Genomic DNA, 16,190 nt, shown 5'->3' with positions numbered 1-16,190 from the left:
AATAAAAAAAACGCTATCAAAACTTAAATTGATAGCGTTTTTTTGTGATGTTATTTTTTGTTTTCAATCCACTTTCGGGCATTTACAAAAGCTTCAATCCAAGGAGAAACTTCATCTTTTCTTCCCGTTGGATAATGGGCCCAGTTCCATTGGAAAATAGAACGCTCGATGTGGGGCATGGTTACCAAATGGCGTCCCGTTTTATCGCACATCATCGCGGTGTTATAATCCGATCCGTTAGGGTTGTGTGGGTATTCCGCGTAAGCGTATTTACCAACAATGTTGTATTGGTCTTCAGATTTTGGTAAACTGAATTTACCTTCCCCATGCGAAATCCAAACACCCAAAGTGCTTCCCGCTAAGTTGGAAAGCATCACCGAATTGTTTTCTTGAATTTTTACCGATGTAAACGAACTCTCGTGTTTGTGGGAATCGTTGTGGAGCATTTTACCGTGAACATCGTGCTCTGGATTGATTAAATCCAATTCCATCCACAATTGGCAACCATTGCAAATACCAACTGATAAAGTGTCATCTCGTTTAAAGAAGTTTTTAATCACTTCATTCGCTTTGTCGTTGTATTTAATAGCTCCGGCCCAACCTTTGGCAGAACCTAAAACGTCACTGTTTGAGAAGCCACCAACAGCACCTAAAAACTGAATATCTTCCAATGTTTCACGACCAGAAATCAAATCGGTCATGTGTACATCTTTTACATCAAACCCAGCCAAGTACATGGCGTTTGCCATTTCGCGTTCGGAGTTGCTTCCTTTTTCACGGAGAATGGCTGCTTTTGGCCACTTGTCATTACGAGGAGCCTGCGACGTGGTAATCTCATGAAAAGATTGCTTCGTTTCACTCGCAATGACGTCTTTCAATTTGCCAGTAAAGTGACTTGGGAAAGTATATTGTAATGGTTGTTTTTTATAATTATCGTAACGGTCTTGCGCTAAACCATTCGCCGTTTGTTTTTGGTCTAATAAGAACGATGTTTTATACCAAGTATCACGCAATTTAGAAACAGACAAGTTGAACGTATCATTTCCGTTGTTGATATTTAAGGTGTCGCTTTCAGTAACGCTACCAATGTTGAAAAATTCTATGTTGGCTTCGGATAGCGTTTTTTCAATCGAAGCATCTTTAGACTGAATAACCAAACCAGCATTTTCCGCAAACAATATCTTGAATGAGTCGTTCTCAGCTAAAGCGGTCAAATCTAATTCAGCCCCTAAATTATTGTCAGCAAAACATAATTCCAAGAGGGTTGTAATTAATCCGCCTGAAGCCACATCATGTCCCGCAACAATTTTTTCATCTAAAATTAATTGCTGAATGGTGTTAAAAACCGTTTTAACATACCCGGCGTTCTGAACATTTGGAGTATCTTTTCCAATTTTGTTTACGACTTGTGCAAATGAACTTCCGCCCAACTTAAAACGATCTTGAGATAGGTTGATGTAGTATATGCTTCCTGCCTCTTTTTGGAATACAGGCTCAATTACTTTGCTAATATCGATACAGTTAGCTGCTGCCGAAATGATTACGGTTCCTGGAGAAATAACCTCTTCGTTGGGGTATTTTTGCTTCATGGAAAGTGAATCTTTTCCGGTTGGAACGTTGATGCCCAAATCGATAGCAAACTCAGAAACCGCTTCGACAGCTTCGTATAAACGGGCGTCTTCACCTTCGTTTTTACATGGCCACATCCAGTTTGCAGATAGCGATATGTTTTTTAATCCATCTTTTAGCGGTGCCCATATAATGTTGGTCAAAGCTTCAGTGATGGAATTTCTACTTCCTGCTACCGGATTGATTAATCCCGAAATGGGAGAATGCCCAATGGATGTTGCAATACCTTCCTTGCCTTTAAAATCCAATGCCATTACACCAAGGTTATTCAATGGAATTTGCAACGGACCAACGCATTGCTGCTTGGCTACTTTTCCGCCAACACAACGGTCTACTTTGTTAGTCAGCCAATCTTTACAAGCTACAGCTTCAAGTTGTAATACTTGCTCCAGATAGTTGTTGAAATTATCAGGATTGTAAGCCACATCGGCATAATTTCGAGTAACCTTTTTATCGTACATGTAGGTTTTTGGCGAGCTGCCAAACATGTCTTCCATAGCCAAATCCATAGGTTTGTGCCCGTTGGTTTTGCTCTCGAAAGTAAAACGGTTATTGCCGGTAACATCGCCTACGGTATACATTGGCGAACGCTCACGGTCGGCAATTTTTTGAAGTGTGTCAATATGTTTTTCAGAAATAACCAATCCCATACGTTCTTGGGATTCGTTACCAATAATTTCTTTATCAGATAATGTAGGGTCTCCTACAGGTAATTTATCCAAATCGATGTGCCCACCGGTTTCTTCAACTAATTCCGAAAGACAGTTTAAGTGTCCACCAGCACCATGGTCGTGAATTGAAACAATATGGTTTTCATCGCTTTCTACCATACCACGAACGGCATTGGCAGCACGTTTTTGCATTTCGGGGTTTGAACGTTGTACGGCATTCAATTCAATGCCCGATTCAAATTCACCCGTATCGGCACTCGATACCGCAGCACCACCCATACCAATGCGGTAGTTTTCACCACCAAGAATAACCACTTTGTCGCCTTCTTTTGGTGTGTCTTTTAAGGCTTGTTCAGATTTTCCATAACCAATACCTCCGGCTTGCATAATGACTTTATCAAAACCTAGTTTTCTGGCATCTTCCTCGTGCTCAAATGTTAATACCGAACCACAGATTAATGGCTGACCAAATTTATTTCCAAAATCGGAAGCACCGTTAGAAGCTTTTATTAAAATATCCATTGGGGTTTGGTACAGCCATTTGCGTTCGTCCATCGCTTTTTCCCACGGACGGTTTTCTTCCAAACGCGAATACGACGTCATGTAAACCGCTGTTCCTGCCAAAGGCAACGAACCTTTTCCGCCAGCCAAACGATCGCGAATTTCGCCACCCGAGCCCGTTGCTGCACCGTTAAACGGCTCAACTGTAGTGGGGAAATTATGGGTTTCCGCTTTAAGCGAAATTACAGAATCGAAATCTTTGGTTTGGTAAAATTCAGGAATATCGGCACGCTTTGGCGCAAATTGCTCTACTTTCGGGCCTTTTATAAAGGCTACGTTGTCTTTATATGCCGAAACAATATCGTTCGGGTTGGTTTCCGAAGTTTTACGAATCAATTTGAACAACGACGTCGGTTTTTCCTCGCCGTCAATTACAAATGTGCCGTTGAAAATTTTATGGCGACAGTGTTCACTATTTACTTGTGAAAACCCAAATACTTCAGAATCGGTTAACGGTCGACCAATTTTTTTGGCGACACCTTCTAAATATTCAACCTCTTCGTCGCTTAAAGAAAGTCCTTCCTTGATGTTGTAAGCGGCAATATCTTCAATGTCCAGAATGGGCTCTGGTTTGATGTTTATGGTAAATGATTCTTGATTTAGTCCGTTGAATTTTTCAGAAATCATCGGGTCGAAATCCTTAAAATCTTCCGAAACGGCAAGGAATTCCTCAATTCGAATAATGTCAGAAATCCCCATGTTTTGAGTGATTTCCACGGCATTGGTACTCCAAGGTGTAATCATGGCAGCACGTGGGCCAACAAAAAAAGCATCCAATGATGCTTGCTCAATTTTAGGCTGGTTGCCAAATAACCATGTTAGTTTAGAAATGGTTTCGGTTGATAATTCTTTTGTTGTTTGTACGGCAAACACTTTGCCGGTTACGTTTCCAAAGAAATGAATCATTATGTACGGGTTTGTAAATGTATTTGAAAATGCAAAAATACGTTTTTATTTTAGATTGTAGATCGCTGATTTTCGATTTTTGAAAGGGTTACGAACAGGATTTTAACACTGAAAATCAAAAAAATTTCTTTAGAATGGTTTTGACCGAATTTCGGTAAGAATTTCCAAATAAATTGAGGTGAACCAACAAATAATACAATTGATAAATTTCCATTCGGGCTGAAGTTTCGTTTGAAAACGGAATAATTTCAGCGTAAACTTGATAAAAACTTTCACCAAAACCGCCAAATAATTTGCTCATGGCAATATCAACCTCGTTGTGCCCGAAATACACGGCTGGGTCTATTAAATATGGTGTGTCGTCTTCTGAAATTAAATAATTACCACTCCACAAATCGCCATGCAATAAGGACGGTTTGATGTTTTTGAATAGTTGAGAAAGTGAATTGCCCATTTTTTCAACCGAAGGAATTTCAGAGGAAGCAAGCAAAGATTTTCGATGTGCCAATTTAAACTGTGGATGTAACCGTTCGTGAATATAAAAATCAACCCAATTGCTGTGTTGCGTGTTGCTTTGTGGCAAACTGCCGATGAAATTGTCGGTATCCAGTCCAAAATTTTCAGAATCACATTGGTGTAATTGGGCGAGTTGTTGGCCTAAATGTTCAAAATCTTTGGCGGAAGGTGATTTGCTTTCAATGAATTCCATTAAAAGAAAGGCGTGGTTATCAAAACGATTATAAGCCAAAACTTTTGGGGTTTTTATGGTATTGGTATTTGCAATTAATTGAAGCCCGTTGGCTTCAATTTCAAACATGTTTAAGGCTTTTGAAACTTGGTTGGTTTTCAGGAAATAGGCATTTGTTACTGTTTCAATTTTATAAGCCGTTGAAATATCGCCACCGTGAACTGTTGAAACACGTTCTATGTTTTCATTCAATATTCCTGAAAGGTGGATTTTTAAATCGGTTTGCATGATTTAAAAATACGGAAGAAGATTTAAAAAAAAGAAACTTTGTAATCTTCGTCAACTTGAATTGTCACGCTGAGCGCAGTCGAAGCGCTATTTGGGCCTGTTGTTAAAAAAGAGTTCGTATTAATGTGATTCTGAAACAAGTTCAGAATGACGAGAAACTAGACTTTCCGTTCCAAAAGCGCCATGTAAAACCCATCAAAACCACTTTCGTGGGCGAATACCTTTTTTTCTTTTACAAAATTAAAATCGGCACCAACGTCTGTCTTTAAAAAGGCTTCCACCTGATTTTGGTTTTCAGAAGGTAGTACCGAACAGGTCGCGTAAACCAGTTTTCCGCCGGGTTTTACCATTTTAGAATATTGTTGCAGAACTTCTTGTTGGGTCACTCGAATGCGATCTAAAAACTCAGGTTCCAGTTTCCATTTGGCATCGGGGTTTCGCCTTAGCACACCTAAACCTGAACAGGGGGCATCAATCAAAACCCGGTCTGCTTTTCCGTGCAGTTTCTTTATGGGTTTGGTAGAATCGATCACGCGCATATCGAAGTTGTGTACGCCATTACGTTTAGCACGAATTTTAAGCTTTTTAAGTTTGCTTTCGTAAATATCCATGGCAATAACCTGCCCTTTATTTTGCATTAAAGCCGCTAAATGTAGAGTTTTTCCACCGGCGCCGGCACAAGTGTCCACTACTTTCATTCCGGGTTTTACATCCAGAAAATCGGCTACCAACTGCGACGAGGCATCCTGTACTTCAAAAAGTCCGTTTTTAAAAGCATCAGTAACAAAAACATTGGCACGTTCCTTTAGTTTTAAAGCCGATGGGTAGCCTTTTATAAATTCAGTTTCAATAGTGTTTTCGTCAAAAAGAATACTTTGCAGTTTCTCTTTGGTCGTTTTTAAGGTGTTGACACGCAAAATCACATCGGCCTGCTCGTTTTGCATGGCAATTTCTTTGGTCCACACGGCATCGCCCAATTCTTTTTCGCCCACTTCATCAATCCAATCGGGAATAGACTCACGGAATTTTCTGATTTTAGAAAGCTCGTCAAAACGGCCTTTTATTTTCCGGGTTGGGGTATTTTCAAAATACTTCCAATCTGGTAATTTGATACCTTTTAGGGTCGCCCAAACGGCAAATAGGCGCCACAAGTTGTCGCGATCAAACGGTTCTTTAACTTCGGCAATTTCGGCGTAAAGGCGTTTCCAACGGACAATATCATAAGTGGTTTCGGCCACAAAAGCTCGGTCGCGAGCGCCCCAACGCTTATCGCGCTTCAATAACTGTTGAATCACTTTATCGGCATATTGTTCTTCGTTGAAAATTTGCGTTAATCCGTCAATAACCGCAAAGCATAAATTTCTGTGTAATCGCATGGTTTTAGTAATCAGTTTTCAGTTGCAGTAAGCAGTCTTACCATAAACTGAAATTTAAGCAGGCAAAGTTACGTTAATTGCCATGAATTCACGAATGTTTTATTAATTAGATGAATAGGCTTATCTTTTCCGAAAATTAGTATCTATGAAATCATTTTTTGTTGGTCTGTTAGCTTTGGTGTGCTTTGTTTCCTGTGGGAAGAAGAGCGATTTTATTCTTCGAAATTTTGATACGGTTGAAATTGAAACGCTTTTACAGGATTCAACATTAAGTATTCGTGCTATTGAAATTTTGGATGCCAACAGTTTGGCATTTGCCGCCAGCAAGAATACTTATGGGCTTTACAACAGTAGTCGAAACAAGTGGTTGATTTCACAACAGGAGCACGATTCTTTAAATTTAGAATTTAGGGCTGTTGGCAATAATCAGAATGATTTTTTTATGTTAAGTGTGGCCAATCCGGCGTTATTGTTTAAAACAGGTGATAAAGGTAAAATGGAATTGGTTTATAAAGAAATACACGAAAATGTGTTTTACGATGCCATGGATTTTTGGAATGACAAGGAAGGCATTGCCATTGGCGATTCTACCGATGGGTGTTTAAGCGTTATCGTAACACGTGATGGTGGCGAAACTTGGACAAAACTAACTTGCGATCAATTGCCAAAAGGCATTGAAAACGAAGGTGCTTTTGCGGCCAGCGATACCAACATTGCCATTGTGGGCGATCACACTTGGTTTGCTACCACGGCGGGACGTGTGTATTACTCACCCGATAAAGCCAAAACTTGGCAGGTTTTCGATACGCCAATCGTTAAGGAAAAGGATACCGAAGGTATTTATTCCATCGATTTTTATGATGGACTAAACGGTTTTGCCATTGGTGGCGATTATACCAATCCGGATGCGAATTCAGCCAACAAAATTAAAACTACCGACGGAGGAAAAACGTGGCAATTGGTAGCGAAAAACCAAAACCCGGGTTACCGAAGTTGTGTGCAATACATCCCGAACAGCAACGGAAAGGAATTGGTGGCCATTGGTTTTAAGGGTATCGATTTTAGCAACGATGCCGGCGAAACATGGAAAAACTTAAGCGATGAGGGATTTTACACCATTAGATTTTTAAACGATAGTGTGGCTTATGCTGCGGGTGCGGGAAGGATTTCCAGGTTAACGTTTAGATAATAAAAAAGAAGCCCTTAGGCTCCTTTTATTTATTTGTTTCGTTTTTGTTCGCGGCGTTTTTTCCACTCTTCGAACATGCGTTTTTTAAAATCTTCTTCAGCTATTTTGAGTAAAATGATTTTCTTCGGAGGTATTATTTTTTTCAGCTTATTGTTAAGTTTAACTTCCTCTTCGTGTAATTTTTCAAGCGCTATGGCAATTTTATCTAAAAGTTCGTTGGCGCGTTCATTTGAGATTGTTGTCGCATTTTCTTTTACCTCTCTACGGATTTTTTTTAGTTCACCGTACTTAATTTTGTCGGTAACGTCGTCATAGGCGTTATAAATGGGCCAAAATTGCTGCGCCTCTTTTTCGGTTAAGTCAAGTTTTTCCGTAATATAGGTTACCTTAAGAGCATCAATACGTTCTCTTTTGCTTTGTGAAAAACTATTCACGGTAAAAATAAGCGCTATAATGGTTATAATGTGTTTCATAATATTTGTTTTAATCTACGAGCAAATCTTCAACATCCAAATGCTCTAATAAAAATGTTTCAATTTGATTTTCGTCAAAATTGGTGTCAATAAATCCTGATTCAGTAAGATCTTCCTCGGTGATAAGAGAAGCTAATTCATCGGAGTCAACAACGTCTTCCTCCAAAACAAAGTTCTCAACGGTTTCCATATCTAAAGTATCAAAAGATGCTGGTTTGGTTTCTAAAATCGATAAATTGAAAAGCAATAAAATGGCAGCCGCGATGCTAGATACATAAACCAAAGTTCTTTTGCTGAAAATAGAAATGACTTTTGGTTCCTTAGCTTTCGGAACTTTATTGAGAATGGTATTTTCCAATCCGTCTAAATAATCTTCGGGCATAACAAAACCAGGGCCGCTAACATTTGCTTTGAGTTTGGCTTCAGTAAACAGTCTGTCTTCTAAAGTATCAAAGTAATTGTCGGGAGCTTTAAATCCGGTGCTTTTGATGTTATGTAACTTGTTGTCTTTCATTCTATTTATAAGACTGTTTTTTTTTATAAAGGTTTAATTGTTAGTTAAATAGTCTTCGATTTTTTTTACGGCGATATGGTACGAGGCCTTTAAGGCCCCTTCGCTGGTTTCCAATATTTCTGAAATTTCCTTGTATTTCAAATCCTGAAAATATTTCATATTGAATACCAGTTGCTGTTTTTCGGGCAATGTAGCAATGGCTTTTTGTAATTTTAATTGGATTTCTGTTCCTTCAAAATATACATCGGATGTTAAATTATTTATAGCCTGTTGCTGAACTTCTTCGCTACTGGTTTGTAACCGCCTGGCGTTTTTGTTTATAAACGTAATTGACTCATTGGTAGCGATGCGGTACATCCAAGAAAACAGTTTGCTTTCTCCCTTAAAATTATGAATATTTTTATAAACTTTTATAAATGTGTTTTGAAGTACATCGTCAGTGTCGTCGTGCGATTTCACAATACTTCTGATATGCCAATACAACCGTTCTTTGTAGAGCGAAATCAATGCCCTAAAAGCTTCGTCTTTATCCTTGTCGGATTTTAATTGCTCTAACAGTTGTACTTCTTCTATCACTAAAATAGTTTGATCTTAGACTGATAAAAATAGTAAAAGTTTAAATGAAATTTTCTTTGAAATAAAATGCATTGAAAATCAATGTATTACAAATAAAAATATCGATAAAGTGTATTTAAAATTCGATTAAATGCATTTTTTCTTGTAGGATAAATATTTGTGACATATATTTGTAACAGAAACCTACTTATAAATGTTGGATTGCCCCAAATCTAGCAAAAACAAAAAAAGGATAGCCGCCCCCAAATCGCTATCCTTTTTTCTTTTGTAAAAATTTTTGTAATCGAAAGCTTTATTCAAAGCTTTGCATTTCTACCAGTTTTTGGTAAACGCCTTTTTTTTCAATTAGTGTATTGTGCTTGCCTTGTTCCACAATTTCTCCTTTGTTGAGTACCACAATTTCATCGGCGTTCTGTATGGTGGACAAACGATGCGCAATAACAATGGACGTTCTATTTTTCATCATATTTTCCAGCGCTACCTGAACCAAGCGTTCGCTTTCGGTATCGAGAGCCGATGTGGCTTCGTCTAAAATCATGATCGGCGGACTTTTAAGTACGGCACGGGCAATGCTAAGTCGTTGTTTTTGGCCTCCGGAAAGTTTGTTCCCTGCATCACCAATGTTGGTGTCGATGCCATCGGGCAGTTCTTTTACAAATTCCCAAGCATTGGCCACTTTTAGTGCTTCAATAACCGCTTCGTCCGTGGCGTTTTCGTTGCCTAGTTTAAGGTTGTTTTTTATGGTATCGTTAAACAGAATGGCATCTTGGGTAACGATGCCCAATTGTTTGCGTAGTGAACTCGTGGTAATGTCGTTGATGTTGATGCCGTCAATTAAAATCTCGCCTTTATTTACGTGGTAGAAGCGGGTAATTAAGTTGGCAATGGTCGATTTTCCACTGCCCGATTGCCCCACCAGCGCCACAGTTTTTCCTTTGGGAATGGTTAACGAGAAATTCTTCAATACATAATCGTCTTGATATTTAAACGAAATGTTTTTGAATTCAATTTCAGAATTAAAATCTGTTTTTTCAACGGCGTTGGGTTTATCCCGCAAAGGGTTTGGTGTATCGATAATTTCCTGGATGCGTTCGGCCGCGGCATTACCTTGTTTAATATTGTAAAGTCCGCGTGAAATGGCTTTTGCCGGCACCATAATATTATAGGCCAAGCCCATAAAAGCGATGAACGAACTGCCATCCAAAGAGCCATCAACCAATACCAATTGGCCGCCGTACCAAAGCAAAATGGAAATCACCAAAATGCCTAAAAACTCACTGGTTGGTGAGGCCAAATTTTGACGGTTCAACAGTTTATTTGAAAAATAGTAAAATCGGTTTGAGGATTCCCTGAATTTATCGTCGAATTTTTGTTCGGCGTTAAAACCTTTAATGATGCGCAATCCGGTTAAGGTTTCTTCTAAAGTAGAAAGAATAACGCCCTGTTCGTTTTGAACGCGATCCGATTTTCGTTTTAAACTCTTTCCGATTCTTGAAATAATAATACCCGATATCGGAATAAAAATGAACACAAAAATGGTAAGCTTGGCGCTCAAAATAACCATACCTATTAAGGTGAAAATAATCATTAGTGGTTCTCGGGCAATGAGCTCCAGCACCGGAAGCATGGAATATTGAAGCGTAGCCACGTCATTCGTAACACGGGCCATAATATCACCTTTCTTTTGTTCGGAAAAATAGGAGAGAGGCAGCTCTACCGTTTTGGTGTAAACAGCATTCCGTAAATCGCGAACCACGCCATTTCTCAAAAACACCATGAAATAATTGGCTAAATAACCAAAAATGTTTTTCAGTAAAAACAAGGAAATAATGAGACCAACCACCAATAGTAATGCCTTTTGCGGGTCGTTTTCGGCGTATTGGTTTACATGATAGGCCAAAAAATCTTTATAGTAATCTTTAAGGTCGGCAATGCCAGTGTAATCGGGTTTGGTAATTTGGGTAACCTCGTCTTTTTTTTCGAATAAAATATCGAGCATTGGAATTAATGCGATAAAAGACAGGGTGCCGAATAGTGCATAAAACACGTTGGAAATGATATGCCCAAAAGCATAACTTTTATAAGGTTTGGCGTACCTTAAAATATTATAAAAATGATTCATTAAACTAGAATTGTCTATTTATAAAACATGCTTTTATGGAAACCATAAAAGCATGCAAATTTTTAGCAAAGATACGGGTTATTAAATTAATTTCATGTCCTTTAAAATGGCTTCGGCCTTGGCATCGAGTTCGGCTTCGGTCTTTTTAAAATCGGAAACATCATTTAATTGGGTATTTACGCTAACGTAGAACTTTATTTTTGGCTCGGTACCGCTAGGGCGCAACGCTACTTGGCTGCCGTCTTCCGTGTAATAAATTAATACATTTGATTTTGGAATATCGAGTTTGCTCTCCTCTCCGGTAGACATGTTTTTTGAAGTTGAAAGACTATAATCTTCAAAGCGTACCACTTTTGAACCATTAATGACTTTTAACGTATTGTTTCTCGCATCGGTCATCATTTGTTTGATTTCTTCGGCGCCTTCAATACCTTTTTTGGTAAGCGACACCAATTTTTCTTTGTAAAAACCATGTTCTACGTAAAGTTTTAAAAGGTCTTCAAAGAAGGAGCTTCCATTCGATTTTGCAATGGCCGCAATTTCGCAAGCCAATAGTGTTGAGGTTACGGCATCTTTATCGCGAACAAAATCGCCAACCATAAAACCAAAACTTTCTTCGCCGCCACCAATAAAGTCCAATTCAGGGAAATCGTGAATCAATTTGGCAATCCATTTAAAACCGGTTAGTACAATTTTATTTTCAACACCATAAGCTTCAGCCAATCTATTAAGCATTGGGGTAGAAACGATGGTGGTGGCAATAAATTCCTTGCCTTTTATTTTGCCTTCGTTTTTCCATTTTTTCAAAAGGAAATCGGTCATCATCAACATGGTTTGGTTTCCGTTGAGCAACTGCAGTTCGTTTTGCGAGTTCCGAACGGCCACACCCAAACGGTCGCAGTCGGGGTCGGTGCCAATAACGATATCGGCATTTACTTTTTCGGCCAATTCCAAAGCCATTTTAAGAGCTGCTGGTTCTTCTGGGTTGGGCGATTTTACTGTTGGGAAGCCACCATCTGGTTCTTCTTGTTCTTTTACAATGTGTACATTTTTGTACCCCGCTTGTTTTAAAGTTTCGGGAACCGCGGTAATGGATGTGCCGTGAAGCGAAGTAAACACAATGGTTAAATCGTCTTTAGCGGCCTGGGTAGCGCCAACACAGCCATTTTTTACTGAAGCGTCAACAAAGGCATCGTCAACGGTTTTTCCTATGTAGTGAATTAAATTATCATTGGCTTCAAATTTGATGTCGGCGTAGTCCAGTTCATTAATCATATCAATTACGGCACTATCGTGTGGGGGCACCAATTGGCCGCCATCTTGCCAATACACTTTGTAGCCATTGTATTCTGGTGGGTTGTGCGATGCCGTTAAAACAATTCCGCAGTGGCAATTTAGGTGCCTTACCGCGAACGATAATTCTGGTGTTGGGCGTAAATCTTCAAAAAGGTAAACCTCAATGCCGTTGGCTGAAAACACATCGGCAACCACTTTGGCCAAAGTTTTACTGTTGTGGCGGCAATCATAAGCAATTACGGTTTTTGGAGTAACACCAGGGAATTGCTTGTGCAAATAATTACTCAGCCCTTGGGTGCTTTTTCCTAAAGTATATTTGTTAATGCGGTTGGTGCCCACGCCCATAATACCGCGCATTCCTCCAGTTCCAAACTCTAAATCTTTATAAAAACTTTCTTGAATATCTTTTGGGTTGTTGGCAATACTCTCTTTAATTGTGGTTTGTGTGTTGTCATCAAATGCTGGAGTAAGCCAAGCATTGATCCGTTCTAAAATTTTGGGTTCAATGTGTATCATAATCTCTTGAAAGTTTAGGTCAAAATTAATTAATAGCTGTGAATCATCCTATGGAAGGATAAAGTTTTAAAGTTAACAAATAGTTTGAAAAATCTTAATTTAAATTCAATTTCTCTTTGATTAAATAGCGTTTTTTGTCGGATTTGTTTCGAAGAACGATTTCGCCTAAAAACCCAGCCACAAAAAATTGCGTACCAATAACCATGGTGGCCAAGGCGATGTAGAATTGCGGACGCTGGGTAATGAGTCTTCCGCCGGGGTTTAAAAACAATTTGTCGATGCCCAAATAGGCCGAAAAAGCAAAACCAATGGCGAACATAATAAAACCAAGCGCGCCGAACAAGTGCATGGGGCGCTTGCCAAAACGCGATAAAAACCAAATGGTAATCAAATCTAAAAAACCGTGAATAAAGCGGTTCATCCCAAATTTGGTAACGCCATACTTTCGGGCTTGGTGCTGAACCACTTTTTCGCCAATTTTGGTGAAACCCGCATTTTTTGAAAGCACGGGAATATAGCGGTGCATTTCGCCGTTAACGTCAATGTTTTTTACAACGTCAATTTTGTAGGCTTTCAATCCACAGTTAAAATCGTTCAGTTTTACGCCAGAAGTTTTTCGGGCCGCCCAATTAAAGAGTTTGGAAGGCATGTTTTTTGAAATCACCGAATCGTAACGCTTCTTTTTCCAGCCCGAAACCAAATCGAAACCGTCATTGGTTACCATATTATATAGTTCGGGAATTTCATCGGGACTATCCTGTAAATCGGCATCCATGGTTATTACCACCTGGCCTTTCGCTTTATCGAATCCCGCATGCAGGGCTTGCGATTTTCCGAAGTTTTTCAAAAACCGAATGCCTCTTACGTTGTCATTTTGTTCAGAAAGTTTGGAGATGGTTTCCCATGAATCGTCGGTGCTGCCATCGTCAATAAAAATGATTTCATATGAAAAACGATTGGACTGCATAACATTTACAATCCAATCGTGTAATTCTGTTAAAGATTCCTGTTCGTTAAGTAGTGGTATAACTACAGATATGTTCATTTAAATGGATTCTGAATTCTATAGTCCAAAAGTACTGAATTATTCGGCGTCCGGATTATTTTTTTTCAACGCAGCGGCAACAATAAGCCCTATTATACTGAAAAGCACTAGGTAACCCGCCAGGCCTTTAAGTATATTGCCAATGGAATATTGGTTTTGCGATTCTATTTGCTGTACCGTTTGATCGATAACTTCTGTGGGCGTGTTAAAGCCTTCAAGCATATTTACGGTTTGTTCGATGGTTTTTTGTTTTAACACCTCGGCGGCTTCGGTGTCAATCACATTAAACAATAAGAAAGAAACCACGGTACTGATTAACAACCCTAAAAGTACCGTTATAAAATAAGAGGTGAATGCCTGTTTAAAACTTGCATACCCATCTTGAGCTTGTTTGGTTTTTGCAACCGAAATAATGCCAAAAACAATAATGGCTATCATAATGACTATGCCCAGCCACATATTGGTGAGCAATTCAATGTTAATGGCATAGGCCAAAACGGTAATAAGTGATAATGCCACACCTAAATACAAGCCGTAGTTGGTGGCGATAGATTTTAAAGATTTTTCCATAATATTGCGCTCATTTTTGTTAGCTGTCAGGTTAGTGACCAAAGGTAGTAAAACGTTACAAATTGGATTGAAATAAAAAAAGCAAAAAAGTGTTGCGCATTTGTAAAAAATACTTAAATTTGCACTTCCAAAATTGAAAAGAATATAAAGCATTTAGCGATGAGAAAAGGTATACATCCAGAAAATTATAGAGTAGTGGCGTTTAAAGACATGTCTAACGACGATGTATTTTTAACTAAATCTACTGCCGATACTAATGAAACAATTGAAGTTGACGGTGTTGAGTATCCATTAGTTAAGATGGAAATTTCCAGAACATCGCACCCATACTACACTGGTAAATCTAAATTGGTTGATACTGCCGGTCGTATCGATAAGTTCAAGAACAAATACGCTAAGTTTAAAAAATAATCTTAGTAACAATATATTTTTTAAGCCTTTCAGCAATGAAAGGCTTTTTTGTTTTGTACAATTAAGCTACATTTGAGGGTGAAAAAAACGAAGCAATAGGTTTTAAAAACCAATGCCATAGTTTACAACACCAGCTATTATGAATTACATCCTTTTTGACGGGCCCGCGCGCAACAACCTGTTGCCCTTTACATTTACAAGGCCCGTAGCCGATATACGAGTGGGCATATTAACCATTAGAGAAAAATGGGAATCGTTTTTAGATACCACGACCACAACCGTTACCGAAGATTACCTTTCCGATAAATTTCCTATGGTGGAAATGGAAGAAAACGTGATGATAAACGCCTCATACCTTCCCAATTTAGAATTGGTGGAAATGGTAAAGGACCTAAAGGAAAATCAGGCCATTTTTAAAGATGAAGATGTAATAGCCTTTTTTGCAAAAGAAGCACAAGAAGATATCAACTTTGATGATTACCATGCTATTGAGTTTACTGAGGATATCGTTAAAATAGAACACACGTGGGATATTTTCTCCAAAAACGGCGAAGCCATTCAGGAAGATTTTACGTTGATAACAAAAAATAGAAGTTCGCAGCCTATTCCGTCGAGCAACAATGTTATTGCTCCCGAGAATATTTTTATCGAAAAAGGGGCAAAATTGGAGTTTACCACACTTAATGCTAGTAATGGCCCGATTTATATTGGCAGAAATTCTGAAATAATGGAAGGTTCTATCGTTCGTGGTCCCCTGGCCCTTTGCCAAGGAGCGGCCATTAAAATAGGCGCAAAAATTTATGGCCCAACTACCATTGGCCCCAGTTGTAAAGCCGGCGGAGAGATTAACAATGCTGTCATGTTTGCCAATTCCAATAAAGGTCATGATGGCTATTTGGGCAATTCCGTTTTAGGCGAATGGTGCAATTTGGGTGCCGATACCAATACCTCAAATCTTAAAAATAACTATGCCGAAGTAAGGCTATGGGATTACCAAACCGAGAGCTTTGCCAGAACCGGACTGCAGTTTTGCGGACTCATGATGGGCGATCACAGCAAATGTGGCATCAATACCATGTTTAATACCGGGACCGTTGTGGGCGTAAGTGCCAATATTTTTGGCAGCGGTTTCCCTAGAAATTTTGTTCCCAGTTTCAGTTGGGGCGGTAGCGGTGGTTTCACCACTTACTTGACCAAAAAAGCTTTTGAAGTGGCCGAGGTAGTAATGGCACGCCGTAACATGGAGTTCACCGAACAGGACAAAGCGATTCTGGAGCATGTTTTTGAAGAGACTAAAAAATATAGAAGAGAATAGTTCATGCTCGGGATTTTACTTATTTACTTTATAGGAAAACGGTT

General features: G+C 39.0%; 13 protein-coding genes. 3 read left to right on the top strand and 10 right to left on the bottom strand.

Annotated features, from left to right (window positions below; translation table 11 throughout):
• Window positions 1-50 precede the first annotated feature (50 nt).
• The 3 genes from purL to HC176_RS12185 all read right to left on the bottom strand — a co-directional run bounded on the left by purL (window position 51) and on the right by HC176_RS12185 (window position 6,119).
• Entirely contained in the window at window positions 51-3,767 is a 3,717-nt protein-coding gene (gene purL, locus HC176_RS12195; RefSeq protein ID WP_167918679.1) for a phosphoribosylformylglycinamidine synthase, read from the bottom strand.
• 115 nt (window positions 3,768-3,882) lie between these two features.
• Window positions 3,883-4,743, bottom strand: coding sequence for a fructosamine kinase family protein (locus tag HC176_RS12190; protein WP_167918677.1), 861 nt, complete (start codon window positions 4,741-4,743; stop codon window positions 3,883-3,885).
• Window positions 4,744-4,901: 158 nt separating this feature from the next.
• On the bottom strand, window positions 4,902-6,119 hold the full coding sequence (locus HC176_RS12185) for an RsmB/NOP family class I SAM-dependent RNA methyltransferase (protein WP_167918675.1): 1,218 nt from the start codon (window positions 6,117-6,119) through the stop codon (window positions 4,902-4,904).
• Between the two features lie 145 nt (window positions 6,120-6,264).
• Here HC176_RS12185 and HC176_RS12180 point away from each other — a divergent pair, with 145 nt between their 5' ends.
• Window positions 6,265-7,308, top strand: a complete 1,044-nt coding sequence (locus HC176_RS12180) for a WD40/YVTN/BNR-like repeat-containing protein (protein WP_167918673.1) — start codon at window positions 6,265-6,267, stop codon at window positions 7,306-7,308.
• A 29-nt stretch (window positions 7,309-7,337) separates the two neighbouring features.
• On the opposite strand, the gene HC176_RS12175 is transcribed toward HC176_RS12180, so the two are convergent.
• The 7 genes from HC176_RS12175 to HC176_RS12145 all read right to left on the bottom strand — a co-directional run bounded on the left by HC176_RS12175 (window position 7,338) and on the right by HC176_RS12145 (window position 14,420).
• Window positions 7,338-7,781: a sensor of ECF-type sigma factor gene (locus HC176_RS12175; protein ID WP_167918671.1), complete on the bottom strand. Its 444-nt coding sequence runs from the start codon at window positions 7,779-7,781 to the stop codon at window positions 7,338-7,340.
• A gap of 10 nt (window positions 7,782-7,791) precedes the next feature.
• Complete coding sequence (locus HC176_RS12170; protein WP_167918669.1) at window positions 7,792-8,295, bottom strand: hypothetical protein; 504 nt, start codon at window positions 8,293-8,295, stop codon at window positions 7,792-7,794.
• 33 nt (window positions 8,296-8,328) lie between these two features.
• On the bottom strand, window positions 8,329-8,871 hold the full coding sequence (locus HC176_RS12165) for a sigma-70 family RNA polymerase sigma factor (RefSeq protein WP_167918667.1): 543 nt from the start codon (window positions 8,869-8,871) through the stop codon (window positions 8,329-8,331).
• 292 nt (window positions 8,872-9,163) lie between these two features.
• Complete coding sequence (locus HC176_RS12160) at window positions 9,164-10,993, bottom strand: ABC transporter ATP-binding protein (RefSeq protein ID WP_167918665.1); 1,830 nt, start codon at window positions 10,991-10,993, stop codon at window positions 9,164-9,166.
• A gap of 81 nt (window positions 10,994-11,074) precedes the next feature.
• The gene (locus HC176_RS12155; protein WP_209309705.1) at window positions 11,075-12,805 is read right to left on the bottom strand and encodes a phospho-sugar mutase; all 1,731 of its coding nucleotides are present in this window, start codon (window positions 12,803-12,805) and stop codon (window positions 11,075-11,077) included.
• A gap of 94 nt (window positions 12,806-12,899) precedes the next feature.
• Window positions 12,900-13,850, bottom strand: coding sequence for a glycosyltransferase family 2 protein (locus HC176_RS12150; RefSeq protein ID WP_167918663.1), 951 nt, complete (start codon window positions 13,848-13,850; stop codon window positions 12,900-12,902).
• 39 nt (window positions 13,851-13,889) lie between these two features.
• Window positions 13,890-14,420 carry a DUF4199 domain-containing protein gene (locus HC176_RS12145; RefSeq protein ID WP_167918661.1) on the bottom strand — a complete coding sequence of 177 codons (531 nt, stop codon included), beginning with the start codon at window positions 14,418-14,420 and terminating at the stop codon, window positions 13,890-13,892.
• 159 nt (window positions 14,421-14,579) lie between these two features.
• On the opposite strand from HC176_RS12145, the gene HC176_RS12140 reads away from it, so the two are divergent.
• Together HC176_RS12140 and HC176_RS12135 are read left to right on the top strand one after the other, a co-directional pair.
• On the top strand, window positions 14,580-14,831 hold the full coding sequence (locus HC176_RS12140) for a type B 50S ribosomal protein L31 (RefSeq protein WP_167918659.1): 252 nt from the start codon (window positions 14,580-14,582) through the stop codon (window positions 14,829-14,831).
• A 139-nt stretch (window positions 14,832-14,970) separates the two neighbouring features.
• The gene (locus tag HC176_RS12135) at window positions 14,971-16,146 is read left to right on the top strand and encodes a GlmU family protein (RefSeq protein ID WP_167918657.1); all 1,176 of its coding nucleotides are present in this window, start codon (window positions 14,971-14,973) and stop codon (window positions 16,144-16,146) included.
• Window positions 16,147-16,190: the final 44 nt, after the last annotated feature.

Source organism: Tamlana crocina (assembly GCF_012037625.1).
The sequence above is the reverse complement of the archived record's forward strand: the minus strand, read 5'-3'. Positions and strand labels throughout refer to the sequence as shown.

What these genes read in the sequence shown, in the direction of transcription:
- HC176_RS12160 (WP_167918665.1), bottom strand. Translation starts at nt 10,993, where the DNA reads ATGAATCATTTTTATAATATTTTAAGGTACGCCAAACCTTATAAAAGT.
- HC176_RS12135 (WP_167918657.1), top strand. Translation starts at nt 14,971, where the DNA reads ATGAATTACATCCTTTTTGACGGGCCCGCGCGCAACAACCTGTTGCCC.
- HC176_RS12180 (WP_167918673.1), top strand. Translation starts at nt 6,265, where the DNA reads ATGAAATCATTTTTTGTTGGTCTGTTAGCTTTGGTGTGCTTTGTTTCC.
- HC176_RS12190 (WP_167918677.1), bottom strand. Translation starts at nt 4,743, where the DNA reads ATGCAAACCGATTTAAAAATCCACCTTTCAGGAATATTGAATGAAAAC.
- HC176_RS12175 (WP_167918671.1), bottom strand. Translation starts at nt 7,781, where the DNA reads ATGAAACACATTATAACCATTATAGCGCTTATTTTTACCGTGAATAGT.
- HC176_RS12185 (WP_167918675.1), bottom strand. Translation starts at nt 6,119, where the DNA reads ATGCGATTACACAGAAATTTATGCTTTGCGGTTATTGACGGATTAACG.
- purL (WP_167918679.1), bottom strand. Translation starts at nt 3,767, where the DNA reads ATGATTCATTTCTTTGGAAACGTAACCGGCAAAGTGTTTGCCGTACAA.
- HC176_RS12170 (WP_167918669.1), bottom strand. Translation starts at nt 8,295, where the DNA reads ATGAAAGACAACAAGTTACATAACATCAAAAGCACCGGATTTAAAGCT.
- HC176_RS12155 (WP_209309705.1), bottom strand. Translation starts at nt 12,805, where the DNA reads ATGATACACATTGAACCCAAAATTTTAGAACGGATCAATGCTTGGCTT.
- HC176_RS12140 (WP_167918659.1), top strand. Translation starts at nt 14,580, where the DNA reads ATGAGAAAAGGTATACATCCAGAAAATTATAGAGTAGTGGCGTTTAAA.
- HC176_RS12145 (WP_167918661.1), bottom strand. Translation starts at nt 14,420, where the DNA reads ATGGAAAAATCTTTAAAATCTATCGCCACCAACTACGGCTTGTATTTA.
- HC176_RS12150 (WP_167918663.1), bottom strand. Translation starts at nt 13,850, where the DNA reads ATGAACATATCTGTAGTTATACCACTACTTAACGAACAGGAATCTTTA.